This window comes from Sphingomonas ginsengisoli An et al. 2013, from assembly GCF_009363895.1.
Classification (GTDB): domain Bacteria; phylum Pseudomonadota; class Alphaproteobacteria; order Sphingomonadales; family Sphingomonadaceae; genus Sphingomicrobium; species Sphingomicrobium ginsengisoli.
This window is the reverse complement of record NZ_CP045434.1, coordinates 2,493,520-2,517,503: the sequence shown is the minus strand read 5'-3', so window position 1 is coordinate 2,517,503 and position 23,984 is coordinate 2,493,520. Positions and strand designations below refer to the sequence as shown.

Annotated in this window: 29 protein-coding genes and 2 pseudogenes; 25 read left to right on the top strand and 6 right to left on the bottom strand. The window is 65.0% G+C overall.

All coding sequences use genetic code 11. From position 1 onward, the window contains the following. Positions 1 to 63 precede the first annotated feature (63 nt). From GCU42_RS12320 to GCU42_RS12305, 4 genes are all read left to right on the top strand, one after another. Entirely contained in the window at positions 64 to 480 is a 417-nt protein-coding gene (locus tag GCU42_RS12320) for a hypothetical protein (RefSeq protein ID WP_056878441.1), read from the top strand. A gap of 95 nt (positions 481 to 575) precedes the next feature. Further along, positions 576 to 830 carry a FitA-like ribbon-helix-helix domain-containing protein gene (locus tag GCU42_RS12315; protein ID WP_056878440.1) on the top strand — a complete coding sequence of 85 codons (255 nt, stop codon included), beginning with the start codon at positions 576 to 578 and terminating at the stop codon, positions 828 to 830. Next, positions 827 to 1,249, top strand: coding sequence for a type II toxin-antitoxin system VapC family toxin (locus GCU42_RS12310; RefSeq protein WP_056878439.1), 423 nt, complete (start codon positions 827 to 829; stop codon positions 1,247 to 1,249). Before GCU42_RS12315 ends, GCU42_RS12310 begins: the two co-directional genes overlap by 4 nt. Before the next feature lie 41 nt (positions 1,250 to 1,290). Then, positions 1,291 to 1,581 carry a putative quinol monooxygenase gene (locus GCU42_RS12305; RefSeq protein WP_056878438.1) on the top strand — a complete coding sequence of 97 codons (291 nt, stop codon included), beginning with the start codon at positions 1,291 to 1,293 and terminating at the stop codon, positions 1,579 to 1,581. Between the two features lie 199 nt (positions 1,582 to 1,780). On the opposite strand, the gene GCU42_RS15565 is transcribed toward GCU42_RS12305, so the two are convergent. Continuing rightward, positions 1,781 to 1,906: a hypothetical protein gene (locus GCU42_RS15565; protein WP_275887926.1), complete on the bottom strand. Its 126-nt coding sequence runs from the start codon at positions 1,904 to 1,906 to the stop codon at positions 1,781 to 1,783. Positions 1,907 to 2,169: 263 nt separating this feature from the next. Between GCU42_RS15565 and GCU42_RS12300 the strand changes: the two genes are divergently transcribed. The 7 genes and pseudogenes from GCU42_RS12300 to GCU42_RS12270 all read left to right on the top strand — a co-directional run bounded on the left by GCU42_RS12300 (position 2,170) and on the right by GCU42_RS12270 (position 8,916). After that, complete coding sequence (locus tag GCU42_RS12300; RefSeq protein ID WP_056878437.1) at positions 2,170 to 3,042, top strand: tyrosine-type recombinase/integrase; 873 nt, start codon at positions 2,170 to 2,172, stop codon at positions 3,040 to 3,042. Between the two features lie 9 nt (positions 3,043 to 3,051). Continuing rightward, a complete protein-coding gene (locus GCU42_RS12295; RefSeq protein WP_056878436.1) occupies positions 3,052 to 4,221 on the top strand; it encodes an IS91 family transposase in 1,170 nt (389 codons plus the stop codon). A 373-nt stretch (positions 4,222 to 4,594) separates the two neighbouring features. After that, positions 4,595 to 5,948, top strand: a pseudogene (locus GCU42_RS12290) (IS701 family transposase). 305 nt (positions 5,949 to 6,253) lie between these two features. Beyond that, entirely contained in the window at positions 6,254 to 6,568 is a 315-nt protein-coding gene (locus GCU42_RS12285) for a DUF736 domain-containing protein (RefSeq protein WP_056878434.1), read from the top strand. Positions 6,569 to 6,959: 391 nt separating this feature from the next. Next, complete coding sequence (locus tag GCU42_RS12280; RefSeq protein WP_056878433.1) at positions 6,960 to 7,805, top strand: DUF932 domain-containing protein; 846 nt, start codon at positions 6,960 to 6,962, stop codon at positions 7,803 to 7,805. A gap of 261 nt (positions 7,806 to 8,066) precedes the next feature. After that, a complete protein-coding gene (locus GCU42_RS12275) occupies positions 8,067 to 8,321 on the top strand; it encodes a transcriptional regulator domain-containing protein (protein ID WP_200948804.1) in 255 nt (84 codons plus the stop codon). 7 nt (positions 8,322 to 8,328) lie between these two features. Further along, positions 8,329 to 8,916, top strand: coding sequence for a DUF2285 domain-containing protein (locus tag GCU42_RS12270; protein ID WP_240309588.1), 588 nt, complete (start codon positions 8,329 to 8,331; stop codon positions 8,914 to 8,916). Positions 8,917 to 8,959: 43 nt separating this feature from the next. Here GCU42_RS12270 and GCU42_RS12265 read toward each other — a convergent pair whose 3' ends face one another. Genes GCU42_RS12265 through GCU42_RS12255 form a run of 3 tightly spaced genes read right to left on the bottom strand, consistent with a single transcriptional unit; the run spans position 8,960 to position 10,679 of the window. Then, the gene (locus GCU42_RS12265) at positions 8,960 to 9,574 is read right to left on the bottom strand and encodes a LysE family translocator (protein WP_056878431.1); all 615 of its coding nucleotides are present in this window, start codon (positions 9,572 to 9,574) and stop codon (positions 8,960 to 8,962) included. Positions 9,575 to 9,597: 23 nt separating this feature from the next. Next, a complete protein-coding gene (locus GCU42_RS12260) occupies positions 9,598 to 10,224 on the bottom strand; it encodes a LysE family translocator (protein WP_056878430.1) in 627 nt (208 codons plus the stop codon). Next, on the bottom strand, positions 10,224 to 10,679 hold the full coding sequence (locus tag GCU42_RS12255; protein ID WP_056878429.1) for an Lrp/AsnC family transcriptional regulator: 456 nt from the start codon (positions 10,677 to 10,679) through the stop codon (positions 10,224 to 10,226). The genes GCU42_RS12260 and GCU42_RS12255 overlap by 1 nt, the downstream gene beginning before the upstream one ends. A 230-nt stretch (positions 10,680 to 10,909) precedes the next feature. On the opposite strand from GCU42_RS12255, the gene GCU42_RS12250 reads away from it, so the two are divergent. The 9 genes from GCU42_RS12250 to GCU42_RS12210 all read left to right on the top strand — a co-directional run bounded on the left by GCU42_RS12250 (position 10,910) and on the right by GCU42_RS12210 (position 17,901). Beyond that, a complete protein-coding gene (locus GCU42_RS12250) occupies positions 10,910 to 11,179 on the top strand; it encodes a helix-turn-helix transcriptional regulator (RefSeq protein ID WP_056878428.1) in 270 nt (89 codons plus the stop codon). After that, positions 11,180 to 12,259 (top strand): replication initiator protein A, encoded by a 1,080-nt coding sequence (locus GCU42_RS12245; protein ID WP_056878427.1) that lies wholly within the window; start codon positions 11,180 to 11,182, stop codon positions 12,257 to 12,259. It begins immediately after the preceding gene. Beyond that, positions 12,256 to 12,909: a ParA family partition ATPase gene (parA, locus tag GCU42_RS12240; protein ID WP_056878426.1), complete on the top strand. Its 654-nt coding sequence runs from the start codon at positions 12,256 to 12,258 to the stop codon at positions 12,907 to 12,909. Before GCU42_RS12245 ends, parA begins: the two co-directional genes overlap by 4 nt. Further along, entirely contained in the window at positions 12,906 to 13,160 is a 255-nt protein-coding gene (locus GCU42_RS12235) for a ribbon-helix-helix protein (protein ID WP_056878425.1), read from the top strand. The genes parA and GCU42_RS12235 overlap by 4 nt, the downstream gene beginning before the upstream one ends. Next, on the top strand, positions 13,157 to 13,678 hold the full coding sequence (locus GCU42_RS12230; RefSeq protein ID WP_056878424.1) for a DUF2840 domain-containing protein: 522 nt from the start codon (positions 13,157 to 13,159) through the stop codon (positions 13,676 to 13,678). The genes GCU42_RS12235 and GCU42_RS12230 overlap by 4 nt, the downstream gene beginning before the upstream one ends. After that, positions 13,675 to 14,220: a S26 family signal peptidase gene (locus tag GCU42_RS12225; protein WP_056878423.1), complete on the top strand. Its 546-nt coding sequence runs from the start codon at positions 13,675 to 13,677 to the stop codon at positions 14,218 to 14,220. The genes GCU42_RS12230 and GCU42_RS12225 overlap by 4 nt, the downstream gene beginning before the upstream one ends. Before the next feature lie 67 nt (positions 14,221 to 14,287). Beyond that, entirely contained in the window at positions 14,288 to 14,623 is a 336-nt protein-coding gene (locus tag GCU42_RS12220) for a DUF736 domain-containing protein (protein WP_056878422.1), read from the top strand. A gap of 214 nt (positions 14,624 to 14,837) precedes the next feature. Next, entirely contained in the window at positions 14,838 to 15,557 is a 720-nt protein-coding gene (locus tag GCU42_RS12215) for a lytic transglycosylase domain-containing protein (RefSeq protein ID WP_056878500.1), read from the top strand. Then, positions 15,460 to 17,901: a relaxase/mobilization nuclease domain-containing protein gene (locus GCU42_RS12210; RefSeq protein WP_420496930.1), complete on the top strand. Its 2,442-nt coding sequence runs from the start codon at positions 15,460 to 15,462 to the stop codon at positions 17,899 to 17,901. Before GCU42_RS12215 ends, GCU42_RS12210 begins: the two co-directional genes overlap by 98 nt. 6 nt (positions 17,902 to 17,907) lie before the next feature. Here the strand turns inward: GCU42_RS12210 and GCU42_RS12205 are convergent, their stop codons facing one another. Continuing rightward, positions 17,908 to 18,537, bottom strand: a complete 630-nt coding sequence (locus tag GCU42_RS12205; protein ID WP_056878420.1) for a TetR/AcrR family transcriptional regulator — start codon at positions 18,535 to 18,537, stop codon at positions 17,908 to 17,910. 119 nt (positions 18,538 to 18,656) lie between these two features. Between GCU42_RS12205 and GCU42_RS12200 the strand changes: the two genes are divergently transcribed. From GCU42_RS12200 to GCU42_RS12185, 3 genes and pseudogenes are all read left to right on the top strand, one after another. Next, positions 18,657 to 19,073, top strand: a complete 417-nt coding sequence (locus tag GCU42_RS12200; RefSeq protein WP_056878419.1) for a carboxymuconolactone decarboxylase family protein — start codon at positions 18,657 to 18,659, stop codon at positions 19,071 to 19,073. Beyond that, positions 19,070 to 20,186: pseudogene (locus tag GCU42_RS12190) on the top strand (MFS transporter). The gene GCU42_RS12200 and the pseudogene GCU42_RS12190 overlap by 4 nt, the downstream one beginning before the upstream one ends. An 80-nt stretch (positions 20,187 to 20,266) precedes the next feature. Further along, positions 20,267 to 21,157, top strand: coding sequence for a LysR substrate-binding domain-containing protein (locus GCU42_RS12185; protein ID WP_056878416.1), 891 nt, complete (start codon positions 20,267 to 20,269; stop codon positions 21,155 to 21,157). Here GCU42_RS12185 and GCU42_RS12180 read toward each other — a convergent pair. After that, on the bottom strand, positions 21,140 to 21,361 hold the full coding sequence (locus GCU42_RS12180) for a helix-turn-helix domain-containing protein (protein WP_056878415.1): 222 nt from the start codon (positions 21,359 to 21,361) through the stop codon (positions 21,140 to 21,142). The two genes, GCU42_RS12185 and GCU42_RS12180, sit on opposite strands and share 18 nt — an antisense overlap. Positions 21,362 to 21,569: 208 nt before the next feature. Here GCU42_RS12180 and GCU42_RS12175 point away from each other — a divergent pair, with 208 nt between their 5' ends. Further along, positions 21,570 to 21,869 (top strand): DNA -binding domain-containing protein, encoded by a 300-nt coding sequence (locus tag GCU42_RS12175; protein WP_056878414.1) that lies wholly within the window; start codon positions 21,570 to 21,572, stop codon positions 21,867 to 21,869. A 116-nt stretch (positions 21,870 to 21,985) separates the two neighbouring features. Beyond that, the gene (locus GCU42_RS12170; protein ID WP_056878413.1) at positions 21,986 to 23,977 is read left to right on the top strand and encodes a conjugal transfer protein TraG; all 1,992 of its coding nucleotides are present in this window, start codon (positions 21,986 to 21,988) and stop codon (positions 23,975 to 23,977) included. The last annotated feature ends 7 nt before the right edge of the window (positions 23,978 to 23,984 follow it).

The following is a 23,984-nucleotide window of genomic DNA, read 5'->3' as shown; positions in this document are numbered from 1 at the left end:
GGATCGACCCCGCGCGACCGATCCGATGCCCGTCAGGGTCATCGGCACAGGAGGATTCTGCAAATGATCGTGCTCATGTTGATGGCCGTCGCGCTGGTCGCCGGTCTCTCTGTCCTGGCCTATACGCTGGCCGTTTATGCACTGCCCTTCATGATCGGCGTGGAGGCGGCGCGTTTGGCCTATGCCTCCGGTTCCGGCCTGATCGGCGCAGGACTGGTCGGGTTGGCGGCGGGCGCCGCCGCCTATGGTCTGCTGGTGGTTCTGTTCATGATGGTGAGGACACCAATCCTGCGCCTCGCCGTGGTGCTTGTTTTCGCCGCGCCTGCCGCCGTTGCGGGCTATGCACTGGTTCACGGCATCACGCGCGAGGTCGTGCCGTCCGAGGTCTGGCGCACAATCTTCTGCCTGATCGGCGGCGGCGTGACAGGCGCGTCGGCGCTCGTGCGGCTGGTAGCGAATATCAGCCCGCCCGCCAAATAGCGGAACCACATCCATTCGGCTGCCGCATCTTGATAAATGATAGCAAAGATTCTATAGTGATGGCGTCGCCATCAATTAGCCGGAGACGCCATCAGATGCCCGCCGTCACCATTCGCAACCTGTCAGACGAGGCGCACCGCGCCCTCAAGGTGCGCGCGGCCCATCATGGTCGCAGCACCGAGGCCGAAATCCGCGATATTCTGGAAGAGGCGGTGCGTCCCGCCAACCGCCTGCGCATCGGTTCCGCCATGGCGGCGTTGAGCCGGGAGGCAGGCTTGACCAATGCCGATTTCGAGGCGCTGGAACAGAGCCGCGACCGGACGCCCGCCGTGCCTATGAGCTTTGAATGATCGTTCTGGACACCAATGTCGTTTCCGAGGCGATGAAGCCGGAACCGGCGCCCGCCGTGCGCGACTGGCTGGATGAGCAGGCCGCCGAAACCCTCTATCTCTCCAGCGTCACCGTCGCGGAACTCCTGTTCGGCATCGGCGCGCTGCCGGACGGGCAGCGCAAGCGGAAGCTCGCCGCAACCCTCGACGGGCTTCTCGGCCTGTTCGACGGCAGAATCCTTCCCTTCGATACGGATGCCGCTCGCCGCTATGCCGACCTCGCCGTTGCGGCGCGCAACGCGGGCAAGGGTTTTCCGACGCCGGACGGTTACATCGCGGCCATCGCGACTGCCCATGGCTTTGCAGTCGCCACGCGCGATGCCAGCGCCTTCAAGGCGGCGGGTGTCCCGATCATCGACCCTTGGACGGCCGGGCACTGAACACGAGGGCATCGCCCGATTGCGAAAGGAAGCGTCACCTTATGCTCAAGGTCATCGCCGAGGATTTCATCAAGCCGGAAGCCGTTGAGACCGTCCTGCCGCTCTACCGCGAGCTGGTCGATAAAACCCGACAGGAAGACCTCTGCATTTCCTATGACCTCTTCATCGACCAGAAAGACCCCGGCCATTTCATCTTCATAGAGGAATGGCCGGATCGGGCGGCACTGGACGCCCATTGCAGGACCGAGCATTTCACGCGGCTGGTCCCGCTCATCAATGCGCACCAGCGACAGAAGGCGACGTTCATCCTCATGGATGCGTTTCCGGCCTGACTCGATCAGGAAGATGTTTCCCACTGAACGGGTTTGGGCGTTGCCCTTCGGGCCGCGCTCTCGGCTGCGCCGGAACCACGTCCAGGAGCGCGTTTCCGCCATTCGGCTTCGATCACTAACGCAAGAAGCAGCGGCGGATCGCGTGAAGCCCCGCAACAACGGGGAACGGTGTCTTGCCGCGGTGTCCAGGGCGGCGGACTCAGGATTTGCGGGCGTTGCCCGGTTCCATCACCCGCAATAGCGGATCACGCTTGGAGCGACGGTCCATCTCGCATTGCCGTGCGATAGTGAAGCCGGACGGGAACGCCCAATTCAGCAGTTCCAAACTTGGCGGCCTCCGCAATCCTTGAGGCATGGCCGCAACCTTCGCCTGCGCCGGTAGCACACAAACAGCCTTGTTCAGGAACAGCGCAGGCCATACCGGGGATGCCATCGCTAGGTTCACCGCGTGACAGGGGCCTAGGTCGGATCGACATTCAGGATTGAACGAACCCGCTGACGCGGGAGGGGTGAGCGTATTGGCTGGAATGGCCTCCTGATGGGAAGGTTTGGTTGCTGAAGACCAACCCCTGATCAGGAGACCATCCCATGGCTGATACCACCACGACAGCGGTGAGCCCGCTGCGCCGCCGTATGATCGACGACATGATGCTGCGCAACCTGTCGCCGGCGACGCAACGATCGTACTTGCACGCCGTCACGAAGTTCAGCCGCTATTTCAGACGTTCGCCGGATCGGCTCGGGCTCGAGGATGTCCGGGCATTTCAGGTCTATCTCGTGTCACAGGGGATATCCTGGCCGGCGCTCAACCAGACCGTGTGCGCTCTGCGTTTTTTCTACGGCGTGACGCTGAACCGGGGCGAGATACCCGAGCGGATTGCCTATGCGAGGATGCCCCGCAAGCTGCCGGCGATCTTGAGCGCTGACGAAGTGGTGCGCTTTCTCGAAGCGGTGCCGTCGTTGAAGGCGCGGGCGGCGTTGACCACAGCCTATGCCGCCGGACTTCGCGTATCGGAGGTCGTGAGCCTCAAGGTCGGCGATATCGACAGCGACCGGATGCTTCTCCAGGTGCGGCATGGCAAGGGCGCCAAGGATCGCACGGTGATGCTGTCGGCCCAACTGCTCGATATCCTGCGCACCTATTGGCGCCTGACGCGGCCAACGGACTGGCTTTTCCCGGGACGGGAAGACGGGCCGATCAACGTTACCGTTCTGCATTCGGCGTGCCGATCCGCCGCCAAGGCGGCAGGCTTGACCAAGAAGGTCAGCGTGCACACGTTGCGGCACAGCTTTGCCACCCATCTTCTTGAGAGCGGCGTCGATATTCGCATCATCCAGGTTTTGCTGGGGCATAACAGCCTGTCGACGACAGCGCGCTACACGCAGGTTGCCACGACCACGATCGCTGCGGCGCAGAGCCCGCTTGATCGCTTGACCCTCGAGGTGGTGCCGCCCGCCTGACGCGCCGCCGTGCGCTCGACATTGGAGGTGGCGGATATCTTCCGCCGCCACGGCACTGCCTATGCTCAGGCTCACGACGGCCACCTCGGTCGGGTGGAACGCCGCGTCATGTCCGCGATCCAGTTGTGCCGGACGGCGGCGCTCGGTGGGCACGTCGAGACCTGCGATGACTGCGCACATAGCCGGGTCGCCTACAACTCCTGCCGCAACCGGCATTGTCCCAAGTGCCAAGGCGCCGCCCGCGACCAGTGGCTTGCCGATCGCGAAGCCGACCTTCTGCCCGTTCCCTATTTCCATGTCGTATTCACCGTGCCCGGCGAGGTCGCTGCGATCGCCTACCAGAACAAGCGGCTGCTCTATGGCATCCTGTTTGAAGCCGTCGCCGCGACGCTCAAGACCATCGCCGCCGATCCTCGGCATCGTCTGGGCGGCGAGCTTGGCTTTATCGGTATCCTGCACACTTGGGGGCAGACGCTGACCCATCACCCCCATATTCATTGCCTTGTCCCCGGCGGCGTGCTTGCCGACGGTAGCTCTCGCTGGAGATCGTGCCGGCGCAGCTTCTTCCTGCCCGTCCATGTTCTCTCCAAGCTGTTCCGCAGGGTGTTCATCGAACGGCTGCTGACCGCCCATGCTGCCGGGCAGTTGCAGTTCTTCGGCAACCTGGCGTCACTCCACGATGCCGGATGCTTTGCCGAGACGATCCGCGCGCTGCGCAGGAAGCGCTGGATCACCTATGCCAAGCCGCCATTCGGCTCGCCCGCGCACGTGCTGGCCTATCTTGGCCGCTACACCCACCGCGTCGCCATCGCCAACAGCCGACTGGTGCGCGCCGACGACACCAGCGTGACCTTCCGCTGGAAGGATTATCGCCACGGCAACGCATCGCGCGACATGACCCTTGAGGCCCACGAGTTCATTCGCCGCTTCCTGCTCCACTGCTTGCCCGACGGATTTCACCGCATCCGGCATTACGGTTTCCTCGCCAACGGCATCCGCCGTGCCAGGCTCGCGCAGATCCGGCATCTACTCGCCGACACGCCAGGCGAACCCGCGGTACCTGCCAAGCCTCGAACGCAGCGGCATCCCTTCGATCCCAGCGTCTGCCCATGCTGTGGTGGCAGCTTGCAAATCACCGCGACCTTCGCCCGAGCGCGGCGATGGCCCAACACATCATGAGCATGCTTCGCGGCTCTGATCGACCACTCCGGCATCGCGGCGACATTGCTGATCGATGCGACGATGACGCGCGCCCACGCCAATCTTGGGCGCGGCGTCGGCCCCCACCAAGCGCGCCGCAACCACGCAAATCGACGCTTCCGGGCCGATACACAGGCCGGATTATTCCCCGCGGTGAACATGTCGGCGAACACGTGCAGAGCCTCGAGGTCATGCCCGGACCCACCCGCGAACAACAATATCCATAGCACAGCGCGCGCGTCAGCGGGTTCGTTCAATCCGGCTTCAATGAGGTCGCGCACACAGCGCCAGGACGCCCGCGTTGCGCCCCGCGACCTCACAGAACCCTCCAGATTCCCGCGGCGCGGATTGCGTGATTCATGGGTGGTCGGCTTTCTGGAGGGCCGGCCATGGACGAGCGCTGGAAGTCTGATCTCGAGGGCTGGCTTACGCCCTTTCTCGATGCTCTGCGGCACAAGGTGCGAGCGCGGATGTGTCCGGCCTATGTGGCGGGGCTGATTGGTGCCGGTGATCGCAAGAGCGTCCAGCCGATGGCGGCGCGCGATGGTGGCGTCGGCTACGACCAGCTTCATCACTTCATCGCCGGCGGTGTTTGGGACGCGGCACCGTTGGAGAAGGCTCTTCTCACCGAGGCGGATCGGATGGTCGGCGGCAGCGAGGCCTGGCTGATCGTCGATGACACGGCTTTGCCGAACAAGGGCGAGCGCTCGGTCGGCGTCGCGCCGCAATACGCCTCGGCCCTGGGCAAGAACGCCAACTGCCAGACCTTGGTGTCGCTGACGCTGGCTTCCGGCGAAGTTCCGGTCATGGTGGGCTTGCGGCTGTTTCTGCCCGAGAGCTGGACGAGCGATCCCGCGCGACTGGCCCGAGCCGGCGTGCCGAACGATCACGCAGGCTATCGGACCAAGCCCGAGATCGCGCTCGCCGAGATCGATCGGGCGCGCACGGCCGGCCTGCGCTTCGGCTGCGTGCTGGCTGATGCCGGTTATGGCCTCTCCGCGCCATTCCGGCAGGGTTTGAGCGAGCGTGGCCTCACCTGGGCCGTCGGCATAGGAGCACGCCAGAAAGTCTATCCGGTCGACGTGGCTCTCGTCTTCCCCGTTTCCGGGCGTGGCCGCCCGCGGAAGAACCATGTGCCCGATGCGAAGTCGATATCGGCGGAGAAGATGCTGGCGACGGCGCCCTGGCGCACGCTGAGCTGGCGGCGTGGCACCAAGGGACCGCTGAAGGCTCGCTTCGCCGCCATGCGGATCAGGGTGGCAGACGGGCCGCCCCAGAGGATCGGTGACATGGGACAGCAGCATCTGCCGGGAGAAGAGGCCTGGCTGATCGGCGAACACCGCTCGAATGGAGAGCACAAATATTACCTCTCGAACCTGCCCGCCGACACGTCGCTCAAGCGCTTGGCCGGCGCCATCAAGGCACGCTGGATCTGCGAGCAGGCGCATCAGCAACTGAAGGAGGAACTCGGCCTCGATCACTTCGAGGGACGATCATGGACGGGGCTGCACCGGCACGCACTCATGACCATGATCGCCTATGCCTTCCTTCAATCCCGGCGCCTCAAGCAGGCGAAGCGGGAAAAAAAGAATCCAGGGCCCGCCGCCTCAGCCGACCTTGCCAGCGGTCCGCGCGACCATCATCACGGCCTTCGAAGAGCAACCATCAACACGATGTCCGCACTGCCGCCGCTGGTTCAGCTCTAAAATTCTGCCAAAGTAGTGCTAGATCGTATCATCGTTTCTCTGCCGTCCTGAAGGGGCGCACCTACGGCGTCCTCGAAAGGCATGGGTCTGACCGAAGACCGGCTCCGCCTCGACCATCCTCCCGCAACGTCCGTCACCGGCTTTTTTCCGCCGCGTGCGAGCACGCTTTGCATCGCGAAGCAAAAAAGCCGTCGTCGACTGCCCTCCATTTCATTCCGGCCCTGTGGGTGCGGGCTGATCGCCTCCGGTCTCACGACCGCCATCGAGGACGCGATAGGCGCGGCCCGAGCAACGGAGACACGACAATGGCGACCATCGGCACCTTCACCAAGACAGCGAACGGCGACATCACCGGCACGGTCAAGACCCTGACCCTCAACGTCAAGGCCAAGTTCGCCCCGGCGGCAGGCGAAAGCGAGCGCGGTCCCGACTATCGCATCTTCGCTGGCACCACCGAGTTCGGCGCGGCCTGGAAGAAGACCGCCCGCGAAACCGGCCGCGACTATCTCTCGGTCAAGCTGGACGATTCGAGCTTTCCAGCCCCGATCTACGCCAGCCTGGTCGAGGACGAAGGCGGCGAGGTTCACAACCTCATCTGGTCCCGCCGCAGCGCAGACTGAGCCCGGACACCTCCGAAGCCCCGCCTGAGTAGCGGGGCTTCGTCATACTTGTCTGCGCCTTCAAGAGAATACGGCAATCAGGATATGCGGATTTTAGATTCGGCGGCTTTGCACATCCTGATCCGATCTTCATGCCCGGCGCCCGCTGGCGCTCATGCCGGACGGGTGGCTTGGGGGCGCTGCCCCCTGGCGCGGCGCAAGGGATCGCTGACGCTCGGCCGGGACGGTATCCCCAGCCTTCCTCCACGTCGTTCCTCGTTCCGTGCAGGCCGGGTGATCCCCCTCCGACCCGGCCGCCCTTGCGCCTTACACCCCCCGGTCTCGCCGACGGGCAAGGGTTCAGGAGCCGCGCTTCGCTGCTCTGAACCCCAAGCCCAAGAGGATCAAGACCATGAGCTATCATACCCTTGCCACCCGGTTCGGCCGCAATTCGCATCAGATCAGCGGGCGTGAAGCCCTCGACAATGAAGCCCTGTTTCGCCACGTCCCATCCGTGTTCGCCCGCGAAGCCCATGACAGCCGGTCGGAGCGGTACGTCTATGTCCCTACCATCGAGATTCTGGAGGGGTTGCGCCGGGAAGGATGGTTCCCGTTCTTCGCCGTGCAGGCGGTTCCGCGTGATGGGAACCGTGTCGGCCATGCCAAGCACATGCTGCGCCTGCGCCGCGATGACGGCATCGGCAAGCCGGAGGCGGCGGAAGTCATCATCGTCAATTCGCATGACGGAACGTCCAGCTACCAGATGTTTGCTGGAATGCTCCGCTTCGTTTGCACAAACAGCATGATCGCGGGCGAGCGGTTCGAGGAAGTTCGCGTGCCCCACACGGGCCGCATTCAGGATCAGATTATCGAAGGCGTCTACACGGTCGCGGAGGACTTCCCGCGCCTGATCGACGCCACCGAAGGCATGAAGGAAACCCGTCTCACGCAGGCCGAACAGACCGTGTTGGCCGAGGCGAGCCTTGTCGTCCGCTACGGCGAGGACGAAAGCCCGATTCGCCCGGATCAGATCATCGCCCCACGCCGCCGCGAGGATGTTGGGCAAAGCCTCTGGCAGACCTTCAATGTCATTCAGGAAAACCTCATCCGGGGCGGGATCAGCGGACGCCGCCAGACCGCCGATGGCCGCATCCGCCGCAGCCAGACCCGCGCCATCAACGGCATCGACCAGAATGTCGGCCTCAATCGCGCGCTGTGGACGCTGGCGGAAGGAATGCAGCGCCTCAAGACCGCCTGAAACCCGCAAAGCCGTAGAGCCGCCAATCCGGTTCTACGGCTTTACATCTTTCTGCAATGTCGGATTTCAGATTTTGCGCCGATCCGCTTGTGCGGATCGGCGGAACGGCCGCGCCCAAAAATGCGGCCGCCGCTCGCCGGGCACGCCCGGCTCGCGTAGACTTGAAGAAATACTTCGGATCAGGTATAAATCATTAACCAATATTGATCGACTTGCACGATCATCGTATTATATTGCGAATACTTCAAAGCATACCCCAAGTTGTGGACACTCTATCTTTCCAGCGGCGATCATCGCCGGGGAAGAAAGGGTGACGCCATGCCGAGTTCTGATTGGCGCTCACCGGCAGCCTATGGACATGCCGAACGCATTGCCGCTGCCGGTTTTGCTTGGGAATATCTTCGCCGCCACGACGCGTATCGTCGCGATTTTCGCCGGATGAAAGCCCAGCCGCGTGGCGAGACGCCGACACGGACGGCTTTCGCCGAGCGCTGGGGGTTGCGATTTCCCGGCTGACCCGGACTTGCCTTCCACCGAGGCGCCGGTGTTCTGGTTGCCTGCCTTATCACCGCACGCTTTCGAGCTACGGACTTCACCGGCGTCCGGTGACGATCCCGCCGAAATGCTGGTGGACCTGTCGGGGTTGTCCGGCCTCGACGTTTGCATGGCGTCAGACGGCGCATCGCATGGCCTATGGCGATCTGACGACGCCGCGCACCAATTCTGGCTGGCGGAGCCGTTGCCGATCGATGCCGGCACCTTCATCGTCATCCTGCCGTTCGATCGACTGCTGGAATTGCGCGTCGCCGCCATGCTGCACTTCTGGCGCGCGTTACAGGGCCGTCCGCCCGGAGACTGGCGTTCCGAGTTGCCACAGCAGACGCGGGACCGCCATATCCTGACCTTGCGGGCGCTCGACGGTCGGTTATCCGGCGCGAGCTATCGCCAGATCGCCGAAGTCCTGCTCGGCTTTCGTGGCGCCAAGGCCGATTGGGAAACCGATCCCCGCAAGAACCGGGCGCGCCGCCTGGTTGCCGACGGCGAACGCCTCATGCGAGGCGGCTATCGCGAACTGCTGCACTATCCCGTTCACCTGCCGCGTCGGCGCTGACTACATCGCAAATCGTCTATCGAGATGTTCGTGGCGCCGGAGCTTATCGTGACGCCACGACCGCTACGCCCGCGCCGACCATGACACCGCCAGCCGTCCTGTTGACGCGACGCACAATGGTCGGCGTCCGCAGCAGCCTGCGCGCACGGCCGGCGAGCATCACATGCCCCCCGACCACGACCACCTCGACGGCCAGAATGACGGCCGCCAGAGCCGCGATGTGGCCGGGCGTGAGCGACGATCCGACCACGTTTGGCAGCAGCGCAATGTAGAATAGCGGCATCTTCGGATTGCCGAGGTTGAGGGCTACGCCCGTCGCAAAGACCGCCAGCAGGCCGCGCCGCTCGGATACAGGTCGCAGGTCAGGCACGACGGGCTCGGCCGTCCAGAGCTTGATACCCATCCAGATCAGATAGGCAGCGCCAGCGTAGCGCAGGATCGTCATCACGATCCCCATTTCGGCGGCGATGATCGACAGGCCGAACGCCGCGAGCGTCAGAAAGATGAGGATTCCGGCGACCGTTCCCGCACCATAGGCGATGCCCGAGGCTGCACCGTGCGAGATCGTGCGCGCCACGATGGTCATGTTGTCCGGGCCAGGGCTGGCGGCGAACACGAAAAAGGCCGCCGCGAAGGCGAGTAAGGTCGAAATATCCATGCCGTTCTCCCGATTGTTGTGACCTACCGAATTACAAGGTGAAGCAGCGAGCCGAGCGCATAAAGGCCGAAACCGATCAGGATCAGCCCGGACAGTCTGGACACCCAAACCGCAAAGCCTTCCGGCAAGCGCCGCCGTGCCATCGCCACCCCGCCGCTCAGGACAAACCACCAGAGCAGCGAACCAAGGAATACGCCAGCAACGACGATAACAGCATTGATCGCTCCGGGCGCATCGGCCAACCCGAGGCCAGCGAACATCGCGGCGAAGGCAAGAATGGTCATCGGGTTGGTGATCGTCAGAAGGAACGTCGCCGCGACCGTGCCGAGAAGGTCTCGCGTGCCGACCTGCGCCGCCGGGCGCGGAGGCTTCGGCCTCGTGCTCTTCCAGCCGAGCCACAGCATGAACAGACCGCCGACGAGCTTCAACGGCGCGTCGATCATTGCCAGTGTCGCCGCAAACGCCGAAAAGCCGATCGCCGCAAGGCTCGCGTAGATCGCATCCGCCAGCGCCGTTCCCAGACCTCCGGCCACACCCGCCCAAAAGCCGCGTTCGAGCGTGCGGTTGATGCACAAGGCGCCGATCGGCCCGAGCGGGGCGGCGACCGCCAGGCCGAGAAGCAGGCTTTTGCCGAACAACAGAATGTCCATCAGGCCATCCCCTCTTTCAGAATGAAAGGACCGTCCACGACCGAAGACAGGGCGATGATCGTTTCGGAGCGGGCGAGGAACCCGTGCCCCTTCATATCGGCCAAAAACGCCTCGATCCCGGCGAGTGAGCCAGTGTGGATTTTCATCAGATAGGACCATGGGCCGGTGACGTGATGGCACTCGGCGATGGACGGTTGCGCCGCCGCATAGTTGCGGAACGCGGCCTCGTCGGTGCCCGGCGCGAGCGCGATCCAGACAAAAGCGAGGATCGGCAGGTCCAATGTCTGCGGATCGGCGTCGACGGTCGTGCGGCGGATCGCGCCGCTTGCCGTCAGGCGGCGGATACGTTCGTTGACGGCCGACGCAGACATTTCGACTGCGCTGCCGATATCAGACAGCGAGCGACGGGCGTCCTGGGCCAGAAGGCCGATGATTTTGCGGTCAATGTTGTCCATGGCCGCAATTTATGCCGAATAAAGCCCATAATCAACAAATATTATTGAGCGAGTTGCCCTTCGCCAGTGATTTTGCGGCTACATCGCGGCTTTGCCGCAATCTCTATGGGGGTGCCGAAATCGCACCCCCCTGATTCCGGCACGCTGCAAGCCGCCGTTTCTTCGCCAGGGTTCGCCATAGCCCGCTGCCGCCCTCGGTAGTCCGCTCGAACCCGACCGGAGATCCAATCATGCTTGATCCCAAAACGGGGCTACCGCCCCGATACCTGCGCACGCCCGATGCGGCGCGCTTCCTCGGCATTTCCATCCGCACGCTGGAAAAGCACCGCACCTACGGCACCGGCCCGACCTATCGCAAGATCGGCGGACGCATCGTCTATTCGGTTGATGACCTTCAGGCGTGGACTGACGACGGCATCCGCAAATCCGCCTCGGAGCAGACTGCCACCCGTGTCTTTCCCGCCCGGCCGCTGACCGCAGCCGAAAAGGCGTCCCGCTGAATGCCGGGCGCCGATCATCATGCCCGCAGACGCCTTGGAGAGGGCAGCGAACGCGAACGGCTCGATCCCTTCGTGGTCGCCACCGGCGACGCCAGCCCCCGCGATCAGCGCGATCTCATGGAGCGGCCGTTCTTCTCGCTTGCCAAGGCCAGGCGCATCGCGCCGATCCTCTACGAGGCCGGCGGGCAGCGCGTCGAAGTCTTCGGGATGCCCGAACACGGCATGGCGACGATCTGGGACGCCGACGTGCTGATCTGGGCCGCCAGCCAGATCGTCGAGGCCGAGAACCACGGCCTGCGCACCTCGCGCTTCCTGCGCTTCACACCCTACCAGCTCTTGCAGGCGGTCGGCCGCGCCACCGGCGCGCGCGAATACCGCCTGCTGAAGGGCGCGCTCGCCCGTCTGCAATCGACTGTGATCCGCACCACCATCCGTCACGGCGAGCATTGGCGGCGGCATCAGTTCTCCTGGATCAACGAATGGGAGGAATTGACCACCCGCGACGGCCACGTCGAGGGCATGGAGTTCGTCCTGCCCGACTGGTTCTATCGCGGCGTCATCGACCGTTCGCTGGTCCTGACCATCGACCCAGCCTATTTCCGGCTGACCGGCGGCATCGAACGCTGGCTCTACCGCGTCGCCCGCAAGCACGCCGGCCACCAGCAACATGGCTGGCTGTTCGAGGTCGCCCACCTGCACGAGAAATCGGGCAGTCTCGCGCGCCTCTCCGACTTCGCGCTCGATCTGCGCCGCATTGCCGCCCGCCAGCCGCTGCCCGGCTATCGCCTCGACATCTGGCGCGAAGGGCGGCGCGAGATGATGCAAATCCGCCCCTCCGGTTTATCCACAGTGCCTGTGTATAACCGTGTGGAAACGCTCGTGACTTCGGGCGCAAACGGTATCGGGACTTCGGGCGCAGCACTATCGGGATTTCGGGCGCACGAACCGCAGTTAAGTCTCTGGCCTGAAACGCGGAATCCGGCTGCTAACTTAGAGTCTAACAAAGAATCTAACTCTTCTTTGTTGGCGCGCGCCTGCGCGACCCGTGGTGCCGGTGCCGCCGGCAGGCGGTCGTCATGATCGTCGCGCTCCTCAACCAGAAGGGCGGCGTCGGCAAGACGACGCTGGCGCTGAACCTCGCCGGAGAATGGGCGCGACGGGGCAAGCGCGTCACCCTGATCGACGCCGACCCGCAGGGTTCGGCGCTGGACTGGTCGCAGCAGCGCGCCCGAGAGGGGCTGGGCCGCACGTTCGGCGTCATCGGCCTGGCCCGCGATACATTGCACCGGGAAGCGCCTGAGTTGGCGCGAGACGCCGATGTGATCGTCATCGACGGCCCGCCGCGTGTCGCCGCCCTGATGCGCTCGGCTCTGCTGGCGGCCGACCTGGTGCTGATCCCGGTGCAGCCATCGCCGCTTGACGGCTGGGCCTCGGCGGAAATGCTGGCGCTCATCACCGAGGCGCGCATCTACCGGCCCGAACTGGTCGCGCGCTTCGTGCTCAACCGATGCGGTGCGCGTACCGTGCTCGCCCGTGAGACGGCCGAGACGCTGGCCGATCACGATCCGCCGGTGCTTGCCGCCACCATCGGGCAACGCATCGCCTTCGCCGTCGCTGCACAGTCGGGACGGCTGGTGTCCGAACTGGACGACGACACGCCCGCCGCACGCGAGATCGCGGCGCAGGCAGATGAGATCGACCATCTGCGCATCGGGAGGGTAGCGCCATGAGCGAGCGCCCGACCCGCCGGGGCTTCGCCGCCCGTCCGGCCGATCCCGAACACTGGATCAAGGCGGCGAACGCTTCGCCGCGCGACGGCGATGCCGGCGGCTTCACCGCGCGGCTGACCATCGACGTGACGCCCGAGCTGCGCGGCCGGATCAAGATCGCCGCGTTCCGGCGCGGCGTCACCGTCGCCGACATGCTGCGCGATCTGCTCGCGCGCGAATTTCCACCAACCACCGAAGGAGACCCATCATGACCACCGCCGCGGTTCCCCGCGCGCGGGGCGGCCCCGTGCCGTCCGCGCTACCGGCCGACAGCCTCACCCATGTCGAGCTGACGCATATCGAGAAGCGGATCGAGAACTGGATCAGGTTCGGCCGAGAGGTTCACGAACAGGTGCAGGACCGCCGCCGCCGTCTCTTCTCCTATCGCGCTGGCAGCATCTTCGCCTTCGTCCGCTGGGCGGCCAACGACTTCGGCACCATCATCTCGCGCATCGACATCGTGCGGGCGGTGGAGGCCGGCGAACCCTATCAGACTCTGCCTTTCGTGCGTCCTGGCGGCGACATCCTTCTGAAGATCGAAGGCTGGCCCAAGGTCGAACAGGTGCTCCGCCATATCGACGCGGTGGAAGCGGCCGACATCGACGCTTGCGAGGTCGCGCCGGACCACTGGCGACACGTCGGCAACCGCATCGGCGCGGGCCACCAACCGCGCCCCTACACGGCGGATCGCCATCAGGCGTGGCTCAAGCGGCGGGAGATCGAACAATGACCCGCTTCGGCTATGTCATGGTGACGTACTTTTCCGTGATGGGTATCGCCATCGCGTCCTTCATCCCGACGCCGCTGCGTCTGGTCTGGAACGCTTCCGCCAGCGTGCCGATCGGCCTCTACGATCTCGATCCGCCGCGCAATCTTCGTGTCGGCGATCTGGTCGCCGTCATGCCCTACAAGCCGCTCGCCGATTTCATGGTGGAGCGCGGCTATATCGGTCGCGACGTACCGCTGATGAAGCATGTGGCGGCGCTTTCCGGGCAAGAGGTCTGCCGCACCGGTCGCACGATCACGGTCGATGGCGTGCCATTCGGCGATGCACTCGACCGCGACCGGCGCGACCGCGAACTGCCCGTCTGGCAAGGCTGCCGCCGCATCGCGGACGGCGACATCTTCCTGATGAATCCGTCCGTGCCGGACAGTCTCGACGGCCGCTATTTCGGGCCGATCCCGGCACGCACCGTCATCGGCAAGGCGACGCCGCTCTACACCGACGAAGCCGGTGACGACCATTTCGTCTGGCGTGCCGCCACCCACTGACCCGCTTTCGATCGGCGGGAGCGGTGCTCGCCGATCGCTATCCCAACGCCACCGCCGGAGATTTCCCATGCCGCAAATCGGCCAGTTCACCCGCGAACCATCCGGCTTTGCCGGTCGCATCGAAACACTGACGCTGCTGAGACACATCCATGTCGTTCCGGCCGAGCCGTCCGACGCCGAGAACGCGCCGGACTACCGCGTCCATCTCGGCGACGCGGACGGGCCGGAGATCGGCGCCGGCTGGAAACGCACCGGCGAGAAAGCCGGCGACTATATCGCGCTCACTCTCGACGATCCCGCCTTCCTCGCACCCGTCCGGGCCAACCTCTTCCGTGACGACGACACCGGCAACGCATGGTCGCTGCACTGGAGCCGCCTGCCAAAACGCGACGGGAAGGACTGACATCATGCGATCCGTCAGTCTGTTCGCGCGCGCGATTGCGTTGACCAAGATCGTTCCTTTGTTCGCGGGAAAGCCGTCTCATTCCTTCGTCCCGCTCGACCACAAGTCGGCCGGCGCGCGCATCGAAGGTCAAGGGCGGCGTTTCGCCGGCGCTTTGCGCGCACCCTTGACCGTAGCGAGCACGCTGGCAGGCTGGCATCACAGCGGAGACAGTGTGCCTGTCCGATGCGCGCGCCTGCTGCTGGCGGGATTGTTCGCCTGCGCTTTGCCCGTCGCTGCCGTGGCGCAGCCCCAACCGGCGGAACGCAGCGCACCCGCCGATCCCTATGCCGCGCCGATCGCGGAAGCCTCGCAACGGTTCGGCGTTCCGGTCGCATGGATCAGGGCGGTGCTGCGCGCCGAGAGCGCCGGCGATCCGCGCGCGGTGTCGTCGGCCGGTGCGATCGGACTGATGCAGATCATGCCCGACACCTGGGCCGGTCTGCGCGCCCGGCATCGGCTCGGCAGCGATCCCTACGACCCGCGCGACAACATCCTCGCGGGCACGGCTTACCTGCGCGAACTGCACGACCGCTACGGCAGCGTCACCGCCATGCTGGCCGCCTACAACGCCGGCCCCGGCCGCTACGAGGCGTCGCTGTCTGGTCGGCCGCTGCCCGCCGAAACCCGCGCCTATGTTGCCGCCATCGCGCCGGTCATCGACAGCGGCGTGACCGTCCCGCCTGTCATGGTCGCGGTGGCCGATCAGTCGGCATGGACTCGTGCGCCGCTCTTCGTCGCGCAGCCGGATCGCGGTCCCGTTGTCGATCGCGTGCAGGCCGAGAGTCGGTCGAACGATGTTGGACCGGCTCTGCCCGTGCGCGATGTCTCCGCCATCGTGCCGCAGTCGGGCGGCCTGTTCGTCGCGCGGGCGAGCACCGGATCACGACCATGAGGATCGTAGTCGGCGGGATCGCGTGGCAGGTTTCAGTGTGCAGCGGATGGGGCTGGCGACAGTCTCATCCGTCAGCAGAAGGGGCAGAACAGGTAGGAAGGCGGGAGGGCAAGATAAAACCGGGCGGCACCCTATGGGGCCGATCCGGGGGGCAAGCCCTTGTCTGCACACTGTTCCGGACGGCACCGTCTCCGGGCCGTCATGGTGCCGCGAGGCGCGGCAAAGCCAGCATCCGCCGCGTTTTTCGCGGCACTCTGCGCCCAAATCGACGGTTTCGGGCGGATCGGCCATGAGTGGCGACGACGACAACCGCTTCCGGCCAAGGCCCGGCCGCGTCCGCTCCGACGCGCCGAAGGCGGGGCAGACGAAGAGCTTCTTCAGCCAGGTCAAGAAGATCGCCCGCCAGCAGAGCACGGCGGCATCCTCGCGCCACTCGGCATCGGCGAAGTCGGCCTCGTCCGGCAAGGCAGGTCCGAAGCACAATACCTTCGCGGGACCGGGCGTCCGGCGCGGCCGGGGCGCCAGCTTCGTCCAGTCCCGCCACATCGCCGGCGGCTGGCGGCACAGCGCGCCGGGAATGCGCCGCGTCGTCATCAAGACCCGCTTCGTCAAGGGCGCGGGCAAGAGCGGCAAGGCGGCCGCCCATCTGCGCTATATCCAGCGCGACGGCACGTCACGCGATGGCGAGCGCGGGCAGCTCTATTCGGCGGGCGAGGATCGTGCCGATGGTGATGCCTTCCTTGATCGCGGCAAGGATGATCGCCACCAGTTCCGTTTCATCGTCTCGCCCGAGGACGCCGCCGATCTCGCCGACCTGACGGGCTATACCCGCGAGCTGATGGCGCAGGTCGAGACCGACCTTGGCACCAAGCTCGATTGGGTCGCGGTCAATCACCACAACACCGGCCATCCGCATGTCCACGTCATCGTCAACGGCCGCGATGCGCTGGGCGAGGATCTCGTCATCAATGGCGACTATCTCGCCAATGGCATCCGCGAGCGGGCGAGCGAACTGGCGGCGCTGGAACTCGGCCCCGTCACCGAGATCGAACAGGGCCGCAAACTCGCGGCCGAGATCGACCAGGATCGGCTTACGCGGATCGACCGGGCGATGATCGCCGAGGCCGATGACCGTTTTATCGATCTGCGCCATGAACCGGGCGATCTGCGCGGCCAGTCCGACCGAACCCTGCGCCTGCGCCGTCTCGGCAAGCTCGGCGACATGGGCCTAGCCACCGAGCACGCGCCGAGCGTCTGGGAATTGAGCGAAAGGCTGGAGCCGACCCTGCGCGAGATGGGCGAGCGTGGCGACATCGTTCGCACCATGCAGAAGGCGCTCCGGGCCGAGGGCGCCGAGCGCGATCCGATGAGCTTCGAGATTCACGATGCCGCGCCGGCGACGCCGATCATCGGGCGCGTCATCGACAAGCATCTTTCCGACGAGTTGGGCGAGAACCTGACGCTGGTGGTCGATGGGATCGACGGGCGCACGCACCATGTCTCCGGCATCGATCCGGCCCGCGTTGAAGACGCCCGCATCGGCAGCGTCGTCGAGATCGGCCCGGCGGACGGCGCAGCTCGCCCGTCCGATCGTGCCATCATCGGCATGGCCGAGGACGGCATCTATCGGCCGAGCCGCCATCTGGAGCAGGCCCGGTTCGAGGGCCGCGTGCCGGGCGGGGAATATGAGGGTTTCGTCGATGCCCATGTTCGCCGGCTGGAGGCGTTACGACGGGCCGGGATCGCCGAGCGGATCGACGCCGATCAATGGCGTATCCCGGATGATTTCGAGGCGCGCGTCGCCGCCCATGACGCGGGGCGTAACGCCCGCGCCAATATCCGCGTCCTCTCGACCTTCGACCTCGATCGCCAGATCGGATCGGACGGCGCAACCTGGCTCGACCGCTGGCTGGTCGGCGCGGGTACATCGGACCTGTCGGTGTCGGGGTTCGGAGAGCAGGTTCGCGAGGCGATGGATCGCCGCCGCGAGACCCTGATCGACCGTGGCGATGCGATCCGTCAGGTCGATGGCCGCACCGCCTATCGCCGTAACCTGATCGCCACGCTTCAGGAGCGTGAAGTCGCCCGTGCCGGTGACGAATTGGCGGCGAAGAAGACGCTGCCATTCCGCGCCGCCGCCGATGGCGAGACCGTCACGGGGAAGTTCACCGGGACCGTGCAGCTATCGAGCGGCAAGTTCGCCATCGTCGAGAAGTCCCACGAGTTCACCCTTGTCCCGTGGCGGCCCGTCATCGACCGGCAGCTCGATCGCGAGGTGTCAGGCATCGTCCAGAGCGGATCGGTGTCCTGGCAGTTGGGGCGGCAGCGGGGATTGGGGATTTGATGCTCTTCAATTCCTCGCGGGACTATACCGCGCCATCATCATCGCAACGGCTTCCTCGACGACGCGCTTGCGCTCGGTGGCGGATGGCGCCTCTCCGACACCGACGACGCGCAGCCACAGAAGGGGTTCGTTGAGCAGGCCGAGGAACTGCCGCGCGGCCAGTTCGGCATCGGGGATGGCGAGCGTTCCGTTCTCATTGATCTGCTTCAGATAGCCGATCAAGGCGCGCATGGCCGGCGCCTTGCCGGCCTCGAAGAAGTTGCGCGGCAGGTCGGGAAACCGCGTACCCTCGCTGATGACCATGCGCAGGAAGGCGACGGCGATCGGCGGTTCCCAGAAATCGACGATCGCCTTGCCGAGACGGCCGAGTCCCACGGTCGGGTCATTCAGGGCTTGCCTGTCTGCCGTGATCTCCACCACCGGAAAATCCCACCAGACCCGCTGGACGGCCGCCGCGAACAGCGCCTCCTTGCTCTCGAATTGATTATAGACCGTGCACCGCGCCGCGCCGGATTCCTTCGCCACGAGGTCCATGCTCGCGCCCTCGTAACCGTGTGCCAGAAACACGCGCGTCGCCGCGTCCAGAATGGCGTCCCGCTTCGGCGTCTCCGCGCGAACGGTGTCCTTCTGCGGCAAAACGGTTTTCCCGGCATGGGAACGCGGACCTGACAAGGCATTCTTCTCCTGTTGATTGCACTGCACAGTGCAGTGTAATTAATCCAGCACTGCACTGTGCAGTGCATAGGAGATACACGATGTCAGACTCCATTTCCACCACATCCCCATCCAATGATCGATTCAGAGAGGGCAGCGAGCGGTTCGCCGCCGTCACCGGATTTCCGGCTCAGGCTTTTCTCGACAACTTTAAGAACAGCTCGCCCGATATCGGGCGCTATGTCGTCGAATGGGTGTTCGGCGATGTCTACGGCCGCGACGATCTTGATCTGAAGACGCGCGAACTCGTCATCATCGCTGCCGGAGCCGCGCTCGGGACGACCGGCATTGATGTCCTGAAGTTCCACATCCCAACCGCGATCCGCGCCGGTGCGACCCGCGAGGAAGTCTTCGGCACCCTGATCCAGGTCGCCATCGTCGCCGGCGTCCCGGGCGCACTGGCCGCGATCACGGCGGCGGGGCAGGTTCTTTCCGGCATGGATGGAGCCGCCGCATGACCGAGGCGCCCTCCGTCCGCGAACTGGGAGCGCCCGCGATCGTCATCATGGCGATCGCGTCCGCACTCACCGTGGCCAATGTCTATTTCAATCAGGCGCTGCTTCCGGCCATCGCGGCGGATTTCGGCGTCAGCCCGCGCGATGCCGGCCTGATCGCCACGCTGTCGCAGCTCGGCTATGCCCTCGGCATCCTGCTCGTCGTGCCGCTGGGCGACCGGAACGAGCCGCGTTCTCTCGTCCGCATTTTGCTCATCGGCGTGGCGGCGGCGCTGGCTGCCGCTGGCCGCCGGACTGACCCGCCCTGAACGGCGCGGCCGTGTCATCGCGGCGGTGCAGACGGGCCTCGTGCTCGGCATCCTCATGTCCCGCACCCTGGCGGGGGTGGGGGCAAACAGTTTCGGATGGCGGCCCGTCTATCTGGTTGCGGCCGGGCTGATGGCGGCGTCGGCCGTCATTCTGCCGGCCGTGCTGCCACGGCGCGGCATCGTCCCGGCAGCGACGCCCTATCTCGCCCTGCTGGGGTCTCTCTGGGGATTGCTCCGCCGCGAAAGGGCGCTGCGTCTGTCGTGCCTTCTTGGTGCGGCGATCTTCGCGGCCTTCTCTGCCTTCTGGACCACCATCCCGTTCCGCCTGGGACAGCCTCCGTTCGATCTCGACCTTGCCGGCGTCGGCTATTTCGCGCTGTGGGGCGGGATCGGCGGGCTGGCTTCGCTGTTCGCCGGCGGATTGATCGATCGGTTCGGACAGGACCGGGTGAGCAACGGTGCGATCGTTCTAGCGGCGATCAGTCTGGCGCTCGTCATCTTCCGATCGGACGACTATCTCGCGCTGGTCATCGGCGCAAACCTCCTGAGCTTCGCCCTATCGGCCGGGCAGATTGCCAATCAGGCTCGTATCTTCGCCCTTGGCGCGGACATCCGCAGCCGTCTCAACACGATCTACATGGCCTTCACCTTCGCGGGCGGCGCTATCGGCAGTGCCGGGGCCGGGATCGTTTGGGCATCCCATGGCTGGGTCGGCGTCTGTGGCTTCGCACTGGTCTGTGTGGCCGTAGCGGGCGCGAGCATCGCTTTTACCCTCATAGGTCGGGCGACCCGAGCAGGTGCGCCCTGACGATTCAGCAAGGCACAAATAAGATGCGTAGGACGTGCCGCGTTTCTGATATTCCGGGCGTCGCCAGCGGTCGGATACCGATGGTCTCTCTTCTGCACGTTCTTGCAGTCGCGGAGCATCTGAACTTTCACCATGCGGCGAATGTGCTGGGCACGACGCAATCGAGCGTCAGCGCCCGGATCAAGGCGCTGGAGGAAACACTGGGCATCTTGTTGTTCGAGCGGCGTCATCGCGGCGTTCGGCTGACGGAAGCCGGACGCCGTTTCGTCGCCGAGGTCGCGACCGGGATCGACCATCTCGACCATGCCATCCGAACCGCCGGAGCAATTTCCTCCGGTGCGACCGGGCAACTCGCCATCGGTCTCATTTCGTCTATTGCGGGCGGCTTCCTCGCTGATCTGCGCGCAAGTTTCCGTGCTGAACATCCCGATGTCGAGCAAATCGTCACGGAAGGCCCTTCCGCGCAGACGGTAGCTCTGGTGCGCGACGGCAAGCTTGACGTGGCGTTGGTGCTCGATCCGGTCGACGCGCCGGACTGCCATTCCCGACTGCTCTGGAGCGAGCCTTATCTAATCGCTTTGCCCGCGGCTCATCCCTTGGCGATGAGCGATAGCATCACATGGTCTGACCTCGCGCCGGAGACATTCTTGGTGCGAACCGCCGGAGGCGGGCCGCAGCTCTTCGAGCATATTGTCCGGCGCATCGCCGAGCGCGGGCGATCTCCGCATGTTCAGCGTCGCGATGTCGGCCGCGATACGCTGATGCACATGGTCGCAAGCGGCGAAGGCGTGACCCTCGTCAGCGAGACCGCACGGCACATGAACGTCCCCGGCATCGTGCTGCGCGCGATCGCCGACGAGACTGAACAGGCCCGGTTCAGCGCCATCTGGTCGCCGCACAACCGCAGCCCGGCGCTCATGAACCTGCTAGACCTCGCCGCGCAGATGGGGCGGTCAGCCCGAGCGGGGTGACGCTTTCAACAATTCGCCGGGTTCGACCGCGAGCGCCTCGGCGATCTGCCCCAATACCGTGACGCTGGCCGACACGTCGGCCCGTTCGATCGCGCCGATATAGCGTGCGCTTAGTGCTGCACGGTCGGCCAGCTCTTCCTGCGTCATGTCTCTGTCATGACGCATCCGACGCAGATTGACCGCCATGACCTCTTTCAGGTCCATGGCTGCACAGGAACCTGCGTCGGAACGATCGTTCTAGGAATGATCGTTCCGATTCGTCGATTCTTGTGGTAACTGAAGGAGGATTATTGTCCGCAGACGACACCTTGCTTGCCGCGGTAAAGGAAACATCCGGTCGGTCGCTCGTATTCGAGAGCGATTTGCGGTAAAGCGTGAAACGCCGTCGCGGTGCCGAAAGGAGAACCGCAGGATGCGCGTGCGCCCCGAACTCGATCCCGATGTCGATGATCTGGCCCCAACCGGGCCGGATATCACGATCTATGACGAGAAGCATTTCGTGACCTATCTACGCCTGCTCGACGCCGAGGCGGACGGCGCCGATTGGCAGGAGGTGGCGCGGATCGTTCTGCATCGTGATCCGGTCACGGAAACCGAGCGGACCCGGACATGCTGGCAGAGCCATCTCGCCCGCGCGCAATGGATGACCGGCGTCGGCTATCGCAAGATACTGGAACAGGCGGCGGCCGAGGCGCGATCGACACGGCACTGACCGTCCTTTTTCTTCGCCATGGTATCCGAAACCCGCACGCTTCGGAATTGCTGTTGCTTGTGGTCGGAACGGCTATTCTCTGATCGGCTCCGTCTCTTTTGCCGATCGGAGCCTGTATGCGCGGAGGCCAGATTCTCTGGGGGCAGATCGCCCTCGTGTTCACCATTGTCCTGCTAACGACCTGGGCGGCGACGCAATGGGTTGCTTATAGGTTGGGGTTTCAGGCGCAGCTTGGGCCGCCCTGGTTCGAGGCGGCGGGTTGGCCGGTCTATTATCCTCCAATCTTCTTCTGGTGGTGGTATTGCTACGATGCCTATGCGCCTTCGATCTTTGTCGAGGGTGCGTTCGTCGCGGCATCGGGCGGTTTCATCGCCATCGCCGTTGCGATCGGCATGTCCGTTATCCGCGCCCGGCAGGCGAAGACCGTCGCAACATACGGATCGGCGCGATGGGCGGAACCGGAAGAGATCAAGGCGGCCGGGCTGCTCGACCCCGATGGCGTCCTGCTCGGCCGCCTCGACCACGACTATCTGCGCCATGACGGCCCCGAGCATGTGCTGTGCTTCGCCCCGACCCGATCGGGCAAGGGCGTCGGCCTTGTGGTGCCGACGCTGTTGACCTGGCCCGGTTCGGTCATCGTCCACGACATCAAGGGCGAGAATTGGGGGCTGACCGCCGGCTTCCGGTCGAAGCATGGCCGCGTGCTGCTGTTCGATCCGACCGATCCGGCTTCGTCGGCCTATAATCCGCTGCTGGAGGTGCGGCGCGGCGACAAGGAAGTCCGCGATGTGCAGAACATCGCCGACATCCTCGTCGATCCCGAAGGCGCGCTCGACAAGCGCAACCATTGGGAAAAGACCAGCCATTCGTTGCTGGTCGGTGCGATCCTCCACGTTCTCTACGCCGAGAAGGAGAAGACTCTCGCTGGCGTCGCCAATTTTCTCTCCGACCCCAAGCGCCCCGTCGAGGCGACGTTGCGCGCGATGATGAACACACCGCATCTGGGCGAAGCCGGCGTTCATCCGGTGATCGCGTCATCGGCGCGCGAACTTCTGAACAAGAGCGACAACGAACGGTCGGGCGTGCTTTCGACCGCCATGTCGTTCCTCGGTCTCTATCGCGATCCCGTGGTGGCGAAGGTGACGGCGCGGTGCGACTGGCGCATCGCCGATCTGGTCGCGGGCGAAAAGCCCGTCAGCCTCTATCTCGTTGTGCCACCCTCCGACATCAACCGCACCAAGCCGCTGATCCGCCTGCTGCTCAATCAGGTCGGGCGGCGGCTGACCGAAGACCTGAAGACATCGTCCAACCGCCATCGTCTCTTGTTGATGCTCGACGAGTTTCCCGCACTCGGCCGCCTCGACTTCTTCGAAAGCGCGCTCGCTTTCATGGCGGGCTATGGCATTAAATCCTTCCTGATCGCGCAGAGCCTCAACCAGATCGAGAAGGCGTATGGCGCGAACAACAGTGTGCTCGACAATTGCCATGTGCGAGTCGCCTTCGCCACCAATGACGAGCGCACCGCTAAGCGCGTCTCGGATGCGCTGGGCACCGCGACGGAAATGCGCGATTCCACCAACTATGCCGGCCACCGGCTGTCGCCCTGGCTTGGGCATCTCATGGTGTCGCGGCAGGAGACGGCCCGGCCGCTGCTGACCCCCGGCGAGGTCATGCAGCTTCTGCCCGCCGATGAACTGTTGCTGGTCGCGGGCGTGCCGCCGGTGCGGGCGAAGAAGGCGCGCTATTACGAGGACGCCCGGTTCATGGAGCGCATCCTGCCTCCGCCGAAGCTGGCTGAGGCAAAAGGTCCGGCGAAGCAGCCCGCTGATGACTGGTCGGCGCTGGCGATCCCGTCCACGTCGGCAGGCGCCGCACCGGGTGACGGGAGCGGCGGCGTCGTCGATCCAGCCAATGCGGGTATCCGCCGTGAGCCGGAATTGCCCGAGCACGAGGAAATCGCGCCGCCCGAGCCTTCGACCTTCAACGAGTTCGACGTGCTCGACGACGATCCCGACATCGACGCCGCGAAAGCCCGCCGCCTCCGCCTTCAGGTCACGTCGGTCGCCCGGCAGGCGACGATGGACCCGGCTGACGGCATCGACCTGTGAGGATGGC

Coding starts and splice junctions, on each gene's coding strand:
- GCU42_RS12320 (WP_056878441.1), top strand. CDS start 64: ATGATCGTGCTCATGTTGATGGCCGTCGCGCTGGTCGCCGGTCTCTCT.
- GCU42_RS12315 (WP_056878440.1), top strand. CDS start 576: ATGCCCGCCGTCACCATTCGCAACCTGTCAGACGAGGCGCACCGCGCC.
- GCU42_RS12310 (WP_056878439.1), top strand. CDS start 827: ATGATCGTTCTGGACACCAATGTCGTTTCCGAGGCGATGAAGCCGGAA.
- GCU42_RS12305 (WP_056878438.1), top strand. CDS start 1,291: ATGCTCAAGGTCATCGCCGAGGATTTCATCAAGCCGGAAGCCGTTGAG.
- GCU42_RS12300 (WP_056878437.1), top strand. CDS start 2,170: ATGGCTGATACCACCACGACAGCGGTGAGCCCGCTGCGCCGCCGTATG.
- GCU42_RS12285 (WP_056878434.1), top strand. CDS start 6,254: ATGGCGACCATCGGCACCTTCACCAAGACAGCGAACGGCGACATCACC.
- GCU42_RS12280 (WP_056878433.1), top strand. CDS start 6,960: ATGAGCTATCATACCCTTGCCACCCGGTTCGGCCGCAATTCGCATCAG.
- GCU42_RS12265 (WP_056878431.1), bottom strand. CDS start 9,574: ATGGATATTTCGACCTTACTCGCCTTCGCGGCGGCCTTTTTCGTGTTC.
- GCU42_RS12260 (WP_056878430.1), bottom strand. CDS start 10,224: ATGGACATTCTGTTGTTCGGCAAAAGCCTGCTTCTCGGCCTGGCGGTC.
- GCU42_RS12255 (WP_056878429.1), bottom strand. CDS start 10,679: ATGGACAACATTGACCGCAAAATCATCGGCCTTCTGGCCCAGGACGCC.
- GCU42_RS12250 (WP_056878428.1), top strand. CDS start 10,910: ATGCTTGATCCCAAAACGGGGCTACCGCCCCGATACCTGCGCACGCCC.
- GCU42_RS12245 (WP_056878427.1), top strand. CDS start 11,180: ATGCCGGGCGCCGATCATCATGCCCGCAGACGCCTTGGAGAGGGCAGC.
- parA (WP_056878426.1), top strand. CDS start 12,256: ATGATCGTCGCGCTCCTCAACCAGAAGGGCGGCGTCGGCAAGACGACG.
- GCU42_RS12235 (WP_056878425.1), top strand. CDS start 12,906: ATGAGCGAGCGCCCGACCCGCCGGGGCTTCGCCGCCCGTCCGGCCGAT.
- GCU42_RS12230 (WP_056878424.1), top strand. CDS start 13,157: ATGACCACCGCCGCGGTTCCCCGCGCGCGGGGCGGCCCCGTGCCGTCC.
- GCU42_RS12225 (WP_056878423.1), top strand. CDS start 13,675: ATGACCCGCTTCGGCTATGTCATGGTGACGTACTTTTCCGTGATGGGT.
- GCU42_RS12220 (WP_056878422.1), top strand. CDS start 14,288: ATGCCGCAAATCGGCCAGTTCACCCGCGAACCATCCGGCTTTGCCGGT.
- GCU42_RS12210 (WP_420496930.1), top strand. CDS start 15,460: ATGTTGGACCGGCTCTGCCCGTGCGCGATGTCTCCGCCATCGTGCCGC.
- GCU42_RS12200 (WP_056878419.1), top strand. CDS start 18,657: ATGTCAGACTCCATTTCCACCACATCCCCATCCAATGATCGATTCAGA.
- GCU42_RS12185 (WP_056878416.1), top strand. CDS start 20,267: ATGGTCTCTCTTCTGCACGTTCTTGCAGTCGCGGAGCATCTGAACTTT.
- GCU42_RS12180 (WP_056878415.1), bottom strand. CDS start 21,361: ATGGACCTGAAAGAGGTCATGGCGGTCAATCTGCGTCGGATGCGTCAT.
- GCU42_RS12175 (WP_056878414.1), top strand. CDS start 21,570: ATGCGCGTGCGCCCCGAACTCGATCCCGATGTCGATGATCTGGCCCCA.
- GCU42_RS12170 (WP_056878413.1), top strand. CDS start 21,986: ATGCGCGGAGGCCAGATTCTCTGGGGGCAGATCGCCCTCGTGTTCACC.